The sequence below is a fragment of the Thioalkalivibrio sp. ALE16 genome (assembly GCF_000381305.1).
GTDB lineage: Bacteria > Pseudomonadota > Gammaproteobacteria > Ectothiorhodospirales > Ectothiorhodospiraceae > Thioalkalivibrio.
Genome location: NZ_KB906354.1, coordinates 133,735 through 148,380, shown reverse-complemented (window position 1 = coordinate 148,380; position 14,646 = coordinate 133,735). Strand labels below are relative to the sequence as shown.

Below are 14,646 nucleotides of genomic sequence, written 5' to 3'. Positions count from 1 at the left end.
GCGACTAGCGCCCCAGGACTTTGGTCACCTTGTTCTGCCGCAGCCGGTAGGCATCCGGCATACCGGAACCCAGCAGGGGCCGCAGGTACATGCGGAAGGCATCGGTCACATCGGTGCCCGAGGCATCGATGAACTCGTCCGGCATCACCTTGGTCTTGCCGGCGACCGCCTCCAGCGGCACATACTCGTAGTCCACCGAATAAAAGCCGGTGCGCTTGATCGCCACCGAACCGTCGCGACCTTCCCACATCGCGAACTGCACAGCCTTCTCGCCCACCTCGCGGGCTTCGCGCTGGTCGACATCCGAAACACAGCCAATAAAGGCCCGCTGCAGATAGCCGAAGGTGTCGCCACGCACCCGCTTCACCCCCAGCTTGTCGCGGATCTCGCCACACAGCATGTCCGCCAGCGCCCCGGTACCGGAGAGCTGGACGTTACCGTGGGCATCCTTCTCGACATCCTTCGCCAGCTTGGTCGCGATGGGTTCATCGTTGGCATCGTGGATGCCTTCGCTGACCGCGATCACGCAGCGGCCGTGGCGATCCATGGTGGCCTTCACGTCCTTCAGGAACTGGTCGACCTCGAACACCCGCTCCGGCACGTAGATCAGGTGCGGCCCGTCATCCGGGAATTTCTTGCCGAGCGCGGAGGCCGCGGTGAGAAAACCGGCATGACGCCCCATGACCACCGCCAGATAGATCCCCGGCAGGGCGTAGTTGTCGAGGTTGGCACCAATAAAGGCCTGCGCCACGAACCGTGCCGCCGACGGGAAACCCGGCGTGTGGTCGTTCTCCACCAGGTCGTTGTCGATCGTCTTCGGGATGTGCACGCAGCGCATCGGATAGTTGGCCTTGCGCGCCTCCTCGCTGACGATGCGGACCGTGTCGGAGGAGTCGTTGCCGCCGATATAGAAGAAGTAGGTGATCTCGTGGGCCTTCAGGACCTTGAAGATCTCCTTGCAGTAGTCAAGGTCCGGCTTGTCGCGCGTGGACCCCAGGGCGGACGAGGGCGTCTGCGCGACCATCTCCAGGTTGTGGGTGGTCTCCTGGGTCAGGTCCAGGAATTCCTCGTCGATGATCCCGCGGACCCCGTGGAAGGCCCCGTAGACCAGTTCGACGTCGGTGAATTTCCGGGCCTCGAGGACCGCACCCACCATGGATTGATTGATTACCGCCGTCGGGCCTCCACCCTGGGCGATCAGAACCTTGGCCATCTTCGTCCTCCTTTTGCGACTTGCGTGCGAACCATCGGTGAACCGGCCGCATAGCGACCGGGGCATCTCGATGCAACAAAGCCCGAAGATAGCAAATTCCGCACCCTGTGTACGGAATTGTTTAATTGTATTATCAGAAACTTATTTAATGGCGCACAGCCCGGCGGGCCTACCTGCATAAGCGTCAGTTGTGCCCCCGGCAGGGGGCAAGGCAGAACTCAGTCGCGCAGGTGCTGATTGACGAAGTGCGTGACCCGAATCATCGCGTCGCGCGAGGCGAGGTCATCGGCGAAGGTGCGGTTATTGCCGTTGCGGAAGTCGAAGCCGCGACCCACACCGGGATATTCGATCCAGGTGACATCACCGCCGCGGCTCTCCAGTCCATCCGCGGCCATGCGCGCGGTACGGTGGCGCTGGTACTGCTCCTCGTCGCCGATCAGGATCATCATCGGGATCTCGAGCTGATTGACCTCGTTGGCGTAGCGGTACACCTGGTGCGGCTCGCCCAGATTCGGGTCCTGCAGGTGCGGGTAGTAGCCGGCCCAGCAGGCGACATCCTCGACCTGGCGCTCGAAGGTGACGGCGACCTTCAGGGTCTTGTAGCCGCCACGAGTGATGGAGACCAGGCAGGCACGGTCGCCCGCGATGTCGTCACGCGCCAGCAGGACATCCAGCCCGCTGTTCAGATCGCCTTCCAGCTCGTAGTCATGATCCAGCGGGTGGCTCTCCATGAAGCGGCCGGTGTACAGGTCCGGCGCCAGCACCACGAAGCCGCGGGCGGCCAGGCGCTTCACGTGCAGTTCGGCCAGGTCGTCCAGGCCGCGCCGGCCGTGGGTCCAGAGGATCGCCGGATAGGCCTCGCCATCGGCCGGTCTTGCCACCATCGCCGGGATGTCGATGCCGTCGCGCTGGTATTCGATGCGTTCAATGGTGACCTCGTGGTTCTCCAGATCGGAATACATCACGCCGTCTTCCCACCAGTCGTCATCCCACCACCAGTTGTCGGAACCGGTGGGTTCATCGGCCGCCAGCGGCGCTACGAACAGGCTGGCAGCCGCCAGGAACAGGAGAGGACGCAGTACAGAAACCATCGGGAACCTCGTGCGGATCAATGTGGACAGGGCCGTCACAGGGAGACGGGCCGCTCGCGGGCTTTCTTCCGAGGGTAGTGCAAATGGCGAGGCCCTGCCGGGGGGCGCAGCAGATCGCCCAGATCCGACAGACTCCTAGTCTCCGCCGGAAAACCCGAGCTGGCGCCAAGCCTCGTAGACGACCACGGCGACTGCGTTGGAGAGATTCAGGCTGCGGCTGCCGGGCTGCATGGGCAGGCGCAAGCGCTGCCCGGGAGGCAGGGCTTCGAGCACCGAGTGGGGAAGACCGCGGGTCTCGGGGCCAAACAACAGGGCATCGCCAGCGCGGAAGGCCGGCGCATCATAGCGGGCGTGGCCGCGCGTGGTGATGGCAAAGACCCGTTCAGGCCGCACCGATTCCCGCCACTGTTCGAGGCTGTCATACTCTTGCACCCGGGCCAGCTCGTGATAATCGAGCCCGGCGCGGCGCGCCCGCGCGCTGTCCAGCTCGAAACCGAGGGGATGGATCAGGTGCAGCGCGGCGCCGGTATTGGCCGCCAGACGAATGATATTGCCGGTGTTCGGCGGGATCTCCGGTTGAAAGAGGACGATGTGAAGCATGAGTGATTCGCGCACCGATCCGCGGCTGGCCCTGGAGTTCTGCGGGCTGCATTTGAACACGCCGCTGGTGCTGCTGTCCGGCTGCGTCGGCTTCGGCGAGGAGTACACCCGCGTGGCCGGCTTCTCCAATCGCGACGCCGGTGCGATCTGCCTGAAGGGGACCACGGGCGCGGCCCGGCTTGGCAACGCGCCGCACCGGGTCTACGAGACCCCGGACGGCATGCTCAACGCCATCGGCCTGCAGAACCCGGGCGTGGACCACGTGGTGGACCACACCCTGCCGCAGCTGGACTTCGAGGAGACCCGCTTCTTTGCCAATGTCTCCGGCTCCACCATCGAGGAGTACATCGAGGTCACCCGCCGCTTCGACGACTCGCCCATCGACGCCATCGAGATCAACATCTCCTGCCCCAATGTAAAGGAAGGCGGGGTCGCCTTCGGCAACGACCCGGACATGTCCGCGCGCGTGGTCGAGGCCTGCCGCAAGGTCACCTCCAAGCCGCTGATCACCAAGCTCTCACCCAACCAGACCGACATCGCCGAAAACGCCCGCCGCTGCATCGAGGCCGGCACCGATGCTTTTGCGGTGATCAACACGCTGATGGGCATGGCGGTGGACGTCGAGAACCGGCGCGCGGTGATCGGCAACAACCAGGGCGGACTCTCGGGGCCCGCGATCAAGCCGATCGCGCTGCTGAAGGTCCAGCAGGTCTATCAGGTGGCCGCGCCCCACAACGTGCCGATCATCGGACAGGGCGGCGTGATGAACGCGACCGACGCGCTGGAATTCCTGATCGCCGGGGCCAGCACCGTCGGCGTGGGCACCGGGCTGTTCTACGACCCGCTGTGCCTGCCCAGGATCCTCCACGGCATCAGCGACTACATGGATCGCCACGGCTACACCCACGTACGGGACCTGACCGGCACCCTGCAACTCAACGGCGCCGTCTCCGCCTGCGCCCCGCCCGCCCCGCAGGACCCCACCACCTGAAGGCCTGTTTCACCACGAAGCACACGAAGGCACGAAGAAGGGCCAGGTCAAAAGCGGTTCACAGGAAGAAGGGAAGATGGGAAGGGTTTTTGGGTAAAGGCCGCTGGCCCGTGTCCTGGGGCCTGCCCGGCGGGTTGATCAGTCCCGGGGCACCATTCCCGCATTCTTCCGTCCTTCCCATCTTCCTGTTAATGCTCTATCGCTTTTGACCTGGCCGTTCTTCGTGCCTTCGTGTGCTTCGTGGTGAAATCAACCTAGTCGTCGTCGAGGCCGAGTTCGTGGATCTTGCGGGTGAGGGTGTTGCGCCCCCAGCCGAGCAGGGCCGCCGCCTGCTGGCGGTGGCCGCCGGTGGCGTTCAGGGCCTCGCGGATCACCGTGCGCTCCAGTTGCGGCAGCACCGAACCCAGCAGGTCCTGGTCTCCACGCTGCCAGTGCTGGCGGGCCACCTGGGCCAGTTCGGCCGTCCAGTCCCGCGGGCCGGCGACCACGCCGGCCGGACCACCGTCCGGCTCGGCCCGGGTCTCGGCGGGCTGGTGCAGCTCGGCCGGGAGGTCGTCCAGGTGGACCTCGCGGCCCGACGCCATCACGGTCAGCCAGCGGCAGGTGTTCTCCAGCTGACGCACGTTGCCCGGCCAGGGCAGGCGCTGCAGCTCCGCCACCACCTCGGGGCGCATGGTCTTGGCTTCGACCCCCAGTTCCTGCGCCACCTCGGCCATGAAATGCTGCACCAGCAGCGGGATGTCCTCCGGGCGCTCGCGCAGGGACGGCACATGGATCCGGATCACGTTCAGACGGTGGAACAGATCCTCGCGGAACAGCCCCGCGCGCACGCGTTCCTCTAGGTCCTGGTGGGTCGCGGCGATGATGCGCACGTCCACCCGGATCGGCGTATGGCCACCCACGCGGTAGAAGGTGCCATCGGACAGCACGCGCAGCAGTCGGGTCTGCAGGTCGAACGGCATGTCGCCGATCTCGTCGAGGAACAACGTGCCGCCATCGGCCTGTTCGAAACGGCCCTTGCGGCTCTGGTTGGCGCCAGTAAACGCACCACGTTCGTGGCCGAAGAGTTCACTCTCCAGCAGATCCTTGGGGATGGCCGCGGTATTCAGGGCAATCAGCGGCTGATCGGCGCGCGGGCTGTGCTGGTGCAGGGCACGGGCGACCAGTTCCTTGCCGGTGCCCGACTCCCCGTTGATCAGCACGGTGATGTTGCTGCGCGACAGGCGGCCGATGGCGCGGAACATCTCCTGCATCGCCGGGGCCTCGCCGATGATCGGGGTCTCCTCGATCTCGGGGCCAGCGGTGCCGTTGTCCTGCCCGGCGCGCCGCGCCTCCAGTGCCCGCTGCACCAGGGCCACGGCCTCGTCCACATCGAACGGCTTGGGCAGGTACTCGAAGGCCCCGGTCTGGTAGGCGCCCACGGCGCTCTCCAGATCGGAGAAGGCTGTCATGATGATCACCGGCGGCGGATCGGGGCGCGTCTGCATGCGCGCGAGGAAGTCCAGGCCATTCAGTCCCGGCATGCGGATATCGGCGACGATGGTGTCCGGCACCGGGTCCCGGTCGAGCGCCGCCCAGGCGGCGTCCGCGGTCTCGAAGCCGCGCACCGCGATCGCGTGACGCTGGAGGGCGCGTTCCAGCACCCAGCGAATCGAGTCGTCGTCGTCAATAATCCAGACAGTGGGCTCCATCACTTTCTGGCCTCCCGGGCCTTCGGGGGTTCAAGGGGCAGCAGGATGTCGAACGTGGTCGCCCCCGGGCGCGAATGGCATTCGATCAGACCGTCGTGCAGCTGGACCAGGCTCTGGGCAATGGGCAACCCGAGCCCGGTCCCGGCGGCGCGGCCGGTCACCATGGGGAAGAAGATGCGTTCGCGGATCTCCTCCGGGATACCGGGCCCGTTGTCGCGCACGCTCAGCTTGGCGACCAGGCGGTGGCGATGGCCGGAGATGGTGTACTGGCGCAGGATGCGCGAGCTCAGGGTGATCTCGCCCCCGTCCTCCAGCGCATGCACCGCGTTCTGCACCAGATTCAGGATCGCCTGCACCAGCATGTCGCGATCGGCCTGCACGTCCGGGATGCTGGGGTCATAGTCGCCGCGGATCTTCAGACCCAGCGGCAGCTGCACACTGACCAGGCCCCGCACGTGCTCCAGCACCTCGTGCAGGTTGACGGGCTCGCGTCGCGGCAGGTTGTTCGGCCCCAGCATGCGATCAACCAGGCTGCGCAGCCGGTCGGCCTCGCGAATGATGATCTGGGTGTATTCCTTCAGGCCCGAGTCGTCCAGCTCGCTGGCAAGCAATTGCGCCGCCCCCCGTAGCCCCCCTAGCGGGTTCTTGATCTCGTGGGCCAGCCCCCGGGTCACCGCGCGGGTGATCGCCTGCTGCTTCTGCAACTGCTCCTCGCGGCTGATGCGCTCGTGGCGATCGATCGCATTCAGCTCGAACAGCAACTGCCCCGGCTTGTCGCCCTCGCCATGGAGCGGGGTGATGACCACGTCGGCGAGGAAACTTTCGGCCCGCAGCGGCTCCATCTGGCGCGCGCGCAGGGTGATCGGCTGATCCAGCGTCAGCGCCGAGCGCAGGCGGCTGGACAGATTCCGGTCCAGCTTGAGCCACTGGCCCAGACCATGCCCGACGATGCGTTCGCGACTGAGACCGAGCAGCACCTCGGCGGCGCTGTTCATGCTCAGCAGGCAAAGCTCGGCATCGGTCACCAGCACGGCCGTCGAGAGGTCGTCCCACCAGGGCGGGGTGGCCGGGCCGGAATTGGAAGCGGGCGTGGTCATCAAGAGGCCTCAAGCAGGAATCGCGCCAAGGGGGAATCGCCCGGCGGGGCGCCGAAGCCGGGGGCACGGTCACAAAACGCAGCCGAATCGCCACCCCCCAGAACCTAAAACGCCCCATTATGGTGCAATCATAGCACCATCATGGGGCTTTGGTCGCACTATTTCAGTGCAGAGATCGAGGTTATCAGTTCGGGGCCGGCGTCACCGGCTGGGGCGCCCTGGGTGCCTGCGGGGCCCTGGGCGCCTGCGGCGCACCCCCGGGCGGGAATTGCTGCGGCCGCTGCTGCTGTTGCTGCTCGCGCGGAATGGCCATCCGCAACACGTTGAACTCGATGGTCGCGCTCGCCCCCAGCTCCTCGCCGGATGCGTCCACGATCCGGGCCTGCAGCGTATGCTCGCCGCGGTTCAGCCCCTCGAAGGTCGCCGTGGGCGACTGGCCCTCGCCCGCCTCCTCGCCGTTCAGCACCCAGATCACGCGATGGCCGGCGTCGGCATCCAGCGCTGGCTCGAGATCCAGCTCGGCACTCACATTGCCGTCGTTCGCCCGCACCCCCGAACCATCCTCCGGACGGGCAATCGCGACCCGCGTGTACGCACCCTCCGCCTCCGGCTGACTGCGGGGCCGCACGGGCCGCTCGAGAATCTCCCGCGCGCCTTCCAGCGGGACCGCGCGCATGGGCTCTCGCACGTCCACGGGCTCGCTGGCGCGCCCCTCGGGCGGGCGGTCGCCAAAATGGACATTGCCCTGATCGTCGGTCCAGCGGTAGACGTCGGCACTCGCAAGGGCCGGGGCGAGAAGGACAGCCAGCGACAAGGCCAGCCAGAGCGTGGTTCGGAACATGGGCCTTCCTCCTTGGGCGGGATGGCGCGGAACCACCACCCTGCCTCCCGTGTACGGTCGGACCACCACAAGCCCGGAAGGTCCCGCGCCACCGGCACGGGCCAGCCGGGATCAGGCGGCCGCGCGAACCCAGACGCCCTGCAGCCGCGCCGCATCGGCCTGCAGGGTCGCGAGACGATCCCGCTCGACCGCCGCGGCCGTTCCCGACTCCAGCGCGGACAGCCAGTCATCCAGCGCGGCCAGGCGGAGCATCGTGGGCGCCGCCCCGCGTTCGATTGCAGTCAGTGGCCGCCGGGCATTGAACCCGGCCAGCACGGCCCGGTACCGATCGGCATCCGGCTGTCCGGAGGCGTCCACGGCGAGCGTCAGGGCGATGCGCGCGAGCTGCCAGAAGGCCGGTACCGGCGCGGGCGGGATCACCAGATCGGCAAGACCGGCACCTTCCGGGTAGATGCGCACGGACTGCCAGTAGCTTCCCGCCAGCGGCAGGTCCTCGAAACGGTAGAGCCCCTGGTGGTGCAGCTCGGCGTCCAGGATCGCCCGGGACTCGGCATCCAGCGTGGACGCCATCGCATCGGCGCGCTCGCGCATCTGCTGCTGCAGCACCCCGCGCCGGTAGCCCTCGCCGACGGGCAAGGCCCCGGCCGTGTGACGCCCCTGCCAGTCGGCGGCGCGCTCGCCCAGGGCCTCCAGACTGCCGGGCCCCTCGGCCGCAACCGCGCCCTGCAACGCCTGACCGCGCTCCAGCACCAGCAGGACCTCACCAGAATCGGGATCCGCACCCCGGCCGATCACGCGACCGCAGCCGCCAGGTACCTCGCCGAGCGCGGATTCGAGCGCCGGGGCCACGGCGGCTGCCAGGCGCAGACACTGCACCGGCCGGCCATCCAGTTCGAGGCCGCTCGGGCCATGGGTCAGGGCCAGGCCGGTCGCATCGGCGCAGGCCCGGGTCTCAGATTCGTTCTCTACCATCGGAAAATCACCCAGGACGGGGGTACGAAGTTGGGGTCGAGCTCGTTGCGACGGCCGTCCAGCGTGCCGTCGCCCGTGGTGTCGATCAGGTAGTAGGTCGGGCCCACGGCGGGCGTGACCTCGACCATCACCAGCTCGCCACCCATGCGGTATTCGCGCCGGGTCTCGCCGTCGCGCTCGATGATGATGATGTCGGCGTCCTCGAGCGAGCGCTGTTCGCGGGCGCGTTCATCCAGCACCGGGGGCGGCGGATCCGCGCCCTCTTCAAGCTCCGGCGGCGGCGGGGCATCCCCCCACTCGCGGTCTTCCTGCGCCAGCGCCGTGCCGGAAACCAGCAGCAGGGCCGCCAGCAGCGACAGGGGCAGGCTCGCACGCATCGAGGTCATCATCACAGTTCCATCAGTCGTTTCTTTTCTTCCGCGGACGGCTCGAAGCTGCGCGCCTCGTAGTACTCGAAGATCACGTCCACCACGTCTTCCGGTGAATCTACCAGCGAGTATAGCTGGAGGTCTTCCTCGTCAATGGTGCCCTGCTCCACGAGCGTATCCCGGAACCAGTCGAGCAGGCCCTTCCAGAATTCGCTGCCCACCAGCACGACCGGGATGCGCCGGGTTTTGCCGGTCTGCACCAGGGTCAGGATCTCCGCCAGCTCGTCCAGCGTCCCGAAGCCCCCGGGCAGCACCACGTAGGCCGAGGCGTACTTGACGAACATCACCTTGCGCGAAAAGAAGTGACGAAACCCCAGGCCCACGTCCTGGTAATCGTTCGCACTCTGCTCGTGCGGCAACTGGATATTCAGGCCGATGCTCGGCGAGCGCCCGGCGAACGCCCCCTTGTTGGCCGCCTCCATGATGCCCGGACCGCCGCCGCTGACCACCGCGAAACCGGCGTCCGAGAGCTGCCGCGCGGTCGCCTCGCCCAGCTGGTAGTAGCGATGCTCCGGCGGGAAGCGGGCGGAGCCGAAGATGCTCACCGAGGGCTTGATATGCGCCAGGCGCTCGAAGCCCTCCACGAACTCCGCCATGATCTGGAAGATCTTCCAGCTCTCGCGGGTCAGGGCGGAGTCATCGATCGGGCGCAGGCCCGGGTGTTCGGCACGTTCGCGGTTGTTCATGCAGCGGGTTCCCAAGGGTGAAGGCTTCAGCGTACCGGCGCCCCCGGGCGCGCACAAATGGTCGCGGCCCGGGCCGGGCCTGTAGAATGGCGCACGTTCCCTGTCCGGATTCCACCTTCATGTCGCAAGCGCCTCTTGTCCTGGTCGACGGCTCGTCGTACCTGTTCCGCGCCTTCCATGCGCTGCCGCCGCTGACCGCGCCGGATGGCGCCCCGACCGGGGCGATGATTGGTGTGGCCAACATGCTGCGCAAGCTGCGCGCGGACTACGGCCCGGAGCACATGGCGGTGGTGTTCGACGCCAAGGGCAAGACCTTCCGCGACGACATCTATCCGGAATACAAGGCCACCCGCCCGCCGATGCCGGAAGAGCTGGCCGCCCAAATCGAGCCATTGCACGAGCTGGTGCGGGCGATGGGCTTGCCGCTTTTGTGCGTCGAGGGCGTGGAGGCCGACGACGTGATCGCGACCCTGGCCGACCAGGCCGCCGCAGCCGGGCACGACGTGGTGATCTCCACCGGCGACAAGGATCTCGCGCAGCTGGTGAATGACCGCATCACGCTGGTCAACACCATGAGCGGGGTCACGCTGGACCCCGAGGGCGTGCAGGAGAAATTCGGCGTCGCCCCGGAGCAGATCGTCGACTACCTCGCGCTGATGGGCGACAGCGTCGACAACATCCCGGGCGTGGACAAGGTCGGCCCCAAGACCGCGGCCAAGTGGATCGCGAAGTACGGCGATCTCGACACCATTCTGGAACAGGCCGACGGCATCGGCGGCAAGATCGGCGAGAACCTGCGCGCCGCGGCCGAGCGCCTGCCCACCTCGCGCGAACTGATCACGGTCAAGCGCGATGTCGAGCTGGACGTCGGCCCCAACGACCTCAACATCCGCGAGCCGGACCACGAGCGCCTGCTGGAGATGGTGCGCCGCTATGGCTTTACCCGCTGGCGCGCGGAGCTGGAGGGCGGCGAGGACGAGGCCGCTAGCGGCAATCCGGGCTCGCCGCTGGCGAAGGCCGACTACCGCACGTTGCGCGAGGAGGTCGAACTGGCCGAGCTGCTGGAGCGTCTGGACCAGGCCGAGCGGGTCGCCTTCGATACCGAGACCACCAGCCTGGATGCGATGCGCGCCGAGATCGTCGGCATGTCCTTCGCCTTCGAGCCAGGCACCGCCTACTACCTGCCGCTGGCCCACACCGGGCCGGATGCCGCCCCGCAGCTGCCGCGCGCGGAGACGCTGGAACGTCTGAAGCCCTGGCTGGAATCCGAGGACCACGGCAAGCTGGGGCATCACCTGAAGTACGACCGCAACGTGCTGGGTAATCACGGCATCACCCTGCGCGGCATCGTCGACGACACCCTGCTCGAGTCGTTCTGCCTGGACGCCGGCGCCAACCGCCACGACCTCGACTCCCTGGCCGAGCGCCACCTGGACTACCAGACCACGCATTACGAGGACGTGGCCGGCAAGGGCGCGAAGCAGATCCCGTTCGCCGAGGTGGATATCGGCATCGCCACCGATTACGCCGGCGAGGATGCCGACATCTGCCTTCAGCTGGATGCGGTGTTCCAGCCGCGCCTGCAAGAGGCTGAAGGCCCCGCGTTCGTCTACCGCGAGATCGAGATGCCGCTGGTCCCGGTGCTGGCGGATATCGAACGCGTGGGCGTAAAGGTGGACCCGGATCGGCTCGGCGAGCAGAGCCAGGAGCTGCTGGCCGAGATGGAGCGCATCGAGCGCGAGGCCTTCGAGGAGGCCGGCGGCGAGTTCAACCTCGGCTCGCCCAAGCAGATCCAGGAGATCCTGTTCGAGCGCCTGGGCCTGCCGGTGCTGCGGCGCACGCCCAAGGGCCAGCCCTCCACCGCCGAGGACGTGCTGGAGCAGATGGCGGACGACTACGCCCTGCCGCGCCTGATCCTCGAGCACCGCGGCCTGTCCAAGCTGCGCAGCACCTACACCGAGACCCTGCCCCGGCGCATCCACCCGGAGACCGGACGGGTGCACACCTCCTACCACCAGGCGGGGGCAGCCACCGGGCGGCTGTCGTCCTCGGAGCCGAACCTGCAGAACATCCCGGTGCGCACCGAGGCCGGCCGGCGCATCCGCCGCGCGTTCATCGCGGATGAGGGACACCAGTTGCTGGCGGCGGACTACTCGCAGATCGAACTGCGCATCATGGCCCACCTGTCGCAGGACGCCGGCCTGCTGAAGGCCTTTGCCGAGGGTCAGGACATCCACCGCGCGACCGCCGCCGAAGTCTTCGGGCTGGACCCGGAGCAGGTCTCCGGCGATCAGCGTCGCGCGGCCAAGGCGATCAACTTCGGCCTGATCTACGGCATGTCCGCCTGGGGGCTGGCGCGCAACCTCGGCATCGAGCAGGGCGAGGCCCGCGAGTACATCGACCGCTACTTCAATCGCTATCCCGGCGTGCACGACTATATGGAACGGGCGCGCGCCTCCGGGCGCGAGAACGGCTATGTCGAGACCCTGTTCGGCCGCCGCCTGTACCTGCCGGAGATCAACAGCCGCAACGGGGCGCGACGCCAGCAGTCCGAGCGTGTCGCCATCAACGCCCCGATGCAGGGTACCGCCGCCGACATCATCAAGCGCGCGATGGTGCGCGTCGCCAACGATCTCGCGGACTCGAATATCGACGCCCGCATGATCATGCAGGTGCACGACGAACTGGTGTTCGAGGTGGCCGACGCGGCCGTGGAGGACCTGACCACGCTCGTGCGCAAGGCCATGAGCGGGGCCGCCGATCTGGACGTCGAGCTGGTCGTGGACGTCGGCACCGGCGCCAACTGGGACGACGCTCACTAGATGGCGGGCTCGCTTGCCAGGGGTTTCAACCGGGCCGCCCCCTGGCTGGTCGCGGTCCTGTTGCTGGCGACCGCCTGGGTGCTGGCCGAACGCTATCTGGACACCGGTGGTTCCGGCGGGATCACCATCGTCCAGCCGGAGGACTGCGACCTGAACGCGGGGCCCTGCAGCGCCGACCATCCGGCGGGCGGCACGCTGACCCTGGCGATCACGCCACGCCCCGTGCCGATGCTGCAACCACTTGAGCTGACCCTGGAGCTGGACCCGGCGGCCCGGGGCAACCTCGGCGAACCCGAGGCCCTGGAACTGGATCTGGCCGGGGTGGAGATGTACATGGGCTTCCAGCGCCCGCGACTGGAACATACCGGCGACGGGCGCTACGTCGGCGAGACGACACTGCCTATCTGCACCACCGAGGCCATGACCTGGGCCGCCACCGTGATGCCCGCGGGCGATGCGGATGCGGCCCGGGTCCAGTTTCGTTTTGTCACCCGCCGCAGCCACAGCGACAACCCCTGAGGAAAACCGACATGCAGCGTATCCCGCTGAGCAGCCTGCTTTGGGCGCTGGCCGTTCTGGCGGCCGGCGCCCTGCTCGTCTTCGTGATGCTCCGCCCGGCACCGCCGCCCGCGCCCCAAGGGGCCGACCACGAACGCCTGCCGGTGGCCGATGCGGTATCCGGCGGGCCGATTGAACTGCCCATCTCCACCACGGGCGACCGGTTCCGGCTCGCGGACCTGGAAGGGCAATACGTCTGGGTCTACTTCGGCTACACCGCCTGCCCGGATGCCTGCCCGACCAGCCTGGGCTGGATCAGCGCCGCGCTGGACCGCCTGCCGCCCGAGCTGGAGGGCGAGGTCGCGGCGGTACTGGTAAGCGTCGACCCGGAACGTGATGACCGCGGGCGTCTGGAAACCTATGTGGGGCACTTCCACCCGGCCCTCCAGGCTGCGACCGGGTCCCACGAGGAGCTGCAGCCGATCACGGAGCGCTACGGCGTGTTCTACGAACGCACCGAGATCGACTCGGCCATGGGCTACGTGGTCGATCACAGCTCGTCCACCTACCTGGTCGGCCCGGAAGGTGACTTGCTGCAGATCTACCCGCACGGGACACCCGCCGCCGAACTGGTGGAGGGCCTGCGAACCCATACGGAGGCCACCGGGACAGCCAACTGAGCCACACCCCGGACGGCAACGATGGATTCTGTGAAAAAATTCGCAATCGAGAGGCACGCGGCAGGAACTTTGCCCGCGCAATGCTTTCTCACTTACTGAGCGCTCTAGCCCAGCGCGGCCCGCTTCTCTCCCTGAGCGGGCAATAGGCCTCTCTCCCCCCTGTAGAGGCCGAAATTAGCCCCGGTCCCACCCCAAGGCCGGGGCTTCTTTTTGTCTGCGTTTCGTGTTTGCGCTCGGCCGTCGGGCAGAGACGGGCCTCAGCTGGTCGCGGGAGCCGACTCCGGATCATGCTCGGCCAGCCAGCCACCCAGCAGGCCGCGCAGGTCATCGACACCCTGGTTCTTCAGCGAGGAGAAGGTCTGCAACGTCGCCTCGACGCCCATGGCCTCCAGCTCACCATGCGCCTTGCGCAACTGGCGGTCGGCCTCCTGGCGCGAGAGTTTGTCCGCCTTGGTCAGCAGGCAGTGCAAGCGGCAGCGCTCCAGAGGCACCCAGTCCAGTAGCTGGCGATCCAGCTCGGTCAGCGGCCGGCGGATGTCCATGATCAGGACCAGACCGATCAGGCACTGGCGTTTTTGCAGGTAGCCACCAAGGAGCTGGTCCCATTCCGCGCGCTTGCCGGCCGAGACCTTCGCGTAGCCGTAGCCCGGCAGGTCGACCAGCCGCCAGTGCTCGGCCGGCGGCAGACGGAAAAGATTGATCTCCTGTGTGCGCCCCGGGGTACGGCCGACCCGCGCGAGCGCCTTGCGTCCACACAAGGCGTTCAGGGCACTGGACTTGCCGGCGTTGGAGCGCCCGGCAAAGGCGATCTCGACGCCGGTGTCGGCCGGGAGCTGGGCAATCTGCGCCACGCCACGCAGGAAGTCGGTTTCGCGAAATCGGGGTTCCATGGGGCGAGAGAGCGTCCTAGGGAAACACTGATGAATGTACACGCTCGCGCTCGAGTCGCTTTTGCGTGCGAACAAGGCGCGGTGAGTGAAGTGTAGCCGAGCTACATAAGCGAGCCGCAACGCCGGGCGCACGCAAAAGCGGCCGA

At 67.5% G+C, this 14,646-nt stretch carries 14 protein-coding genes; 4 read left to right on the top strand and 10 right to left on the bottom strand.

From position 1 onward, the window contains the following. Positions 1-4 precede the first annotated feature (4 nt). From F627_RS0100735 to F627_RS0100725, 3 genes are all read right to left on the bottom strand, one after another. Complete coding sequence (locus F627_RS0100735; protein ID WP_018867716.1) at positions 5-1,213, bottom strand: 6-phosphofructokinase; 1,209 nt, start codon at positions 1,211-1,213, stop codon at positions 5-7. 218 nt (positions 1,214-1,431) lie between these two features. Further along, complete coding sequence (locus F627_RS0100730; RefSeq protein ID WP_018867715.1) at positions 1,432-2,304, bottom strand: dienelactone hydrolase family protein; 873 nt, start codon at positions 2,302-2,304, stop codon at positions 1,432-1,434. 135 nt (positions 2,305-2,439) lie between these two features. Then, positions 2,440-2,904: a tRNA (cytidine(34)-2'-O)-methyltransferase gene (locus F627_RS0100725; protein ID WP_019583002.1), complete on the bottom strand. Its 465-nt coding sequence runs from the start codon at positions 2,902-2,904 to the stop codon at positions 2,440-2,442. Here F627_RS0100725 and F627_RS0100720 point away from each other — a divergent pair. Then, the gene (locus tag F627_RS0100720) at positions 2,903-3,895 is read left to right on the top strand and encodes a dihydroorotate dehydrogenase (protein ID WP_018875922.1); all 993 of its coding nucleotides are present in this window, start codon (positions 2,903-2,905) and stop codon (positions 3,893-3,895) included. The genes F627_RS0100725 and F627_RS0100720 overlap by 2 nt on opposite strands. A gap of 254 nt (positions 3,896-4,149) precedes the next feature. Here F627_RS0100720 and ntrC read toward each other — a convergent pair whose 3' ends face one another. From ntrC to F627_RS0100690, 6 genes are all read right to left on the bottom strand, one after another. Beyond that, entirely contained in the window at positions 4,150-5,586 is a 1,437-nt protein-coding gene (gene ntrC / locus F627_RS0100715; RefSeq protein WP_018877182.1) for a nitrogen regulation protein NR(I), read from the bottom strand. After that, positions 5,586-6,683 (bottom strand): nitrogen regulation protein NR(II), encoded by a 1,098-nt coding sequence (gene glnL / locus F627_RS0100710; protein WP_018867711.1) that lies wholly within the window; start codon positions 6,681-6,683, stop codon positions 5,586-5,588. Before glnL ends, ntrC begins: the two co-directional genes overlap by 1 nt. Before the next feature lie 184 nt (positions 6,684-6,867). Then, entirely contained in the window at positions 6,868-7,524 is a 657-nt protein-coding gene (locus F627_RS0100705) for a DUF4124 domain-containing protein (protein ID WP_019583001.1), read from the bottom strand. Between the two features lie 111 nt (positions 7,525-7,635). Then, positions 7,636-8,496, bottom strand: a complete 861-nt coding sequence (locus F627_RS0100700) for a hypothetical protein (RefSeq protein ID WP_019583000.1) — start codon at positions 8,494-8,496, stop codon at positions 7,636-7,638. Continuing rightward, positions 8,490-8,885: a DUF2782 domain-containing protein gene (locus F627_RS0100695; protein WP_018875917.1), complete on the bottom strand. Its 396-nt coding sequence runs from the start codon at positions 8,883-8,885 to the stop codon at positions 8,490-8,492. Before F627_RS0100695 ends, F627_RS0100700 begins: the two co-directional genes overlap by 7 nt. Next, the gene (locus F627_RS0100690) at positions 8,885-9,610 is read right to left on the bottom strand and encodes a TIGR00730 family Rossman fold protein (RefSeq protein WP_018867707.1); all 726 of its coding nucleotides are present in this window, start codon (positions 9,608-9,610) and stop codon (positions 8,885-8,887) included. The genes F627_RS0100695 and F627_RS0100690 overlap by 1 nt, the downstream gene beginning before the upstream one ends. Before the next feature lie 119 nt (positions 9,611-9,729). On the opposite strand from F627_RS0100690, the gene polA reads away from it, so the two are divergent. Genes polA through F627_RS0100675 form a run of 3 tightly spaced genes read left to right on the top strand, consistent with a single transcriptional unit; the run spans position 9,730 to position 13,610 of the window. Continuing rightward, complete coding sequence (polA, locus tag F627_RS0100685; protein ID WP_019582999.1) at positions 9,730-12,432, top strand: DNA polymerase I; 2,703 nt, start codon at positions 9,730-9,732, stop codon at positions 12,430-12,432. Next, positions 12,433-12,951 carry a hypothetical protein gene (locus F627_RS0100680; protein WP_019582998.1) on the top strand — a complete coding sequence of 173 codons (519 nt, stop codon included), beginning with the start codon at positions 12,433-12,435 and terminating at the stop codon, positions 12,949-12,951. A gap of 11 nt (positions 12,952-12,962) precedes the next feature. Further along, positions 12,963-13,610 carry an SCO family protein gene (locus F627_RS0100675; protein WP_019582997.1) on the top strand — a complete coding sequence of 216 codons (648 nt, stop codon included), beginning with the start codon at positions 12,963-12,965 and terminating at the stop codon, positions 13,608-13,610. 257 nt (positions 13,611-13,867) lie between these two features. Here F627_RS0100675 and yihA read toward each other — a convergent pair whose 3' ends face one another. Then, positions 13,868-14,500 carry a ribosome biogenesis GTP-binding protein YihA/YsxC gene (gene yihA / locus F627_RS0100670; RefSeq protein WP_019582996.1) on the bottom strand — a complete coding sequence of 211 codons (633 nt, stop codon included), beginning with the start codon at positions 14,498-14,500 and terminating at the stop codon, positions 13,868-13,870. Positions 14,501-14,646: the final 146 nt, after the last annotated feature.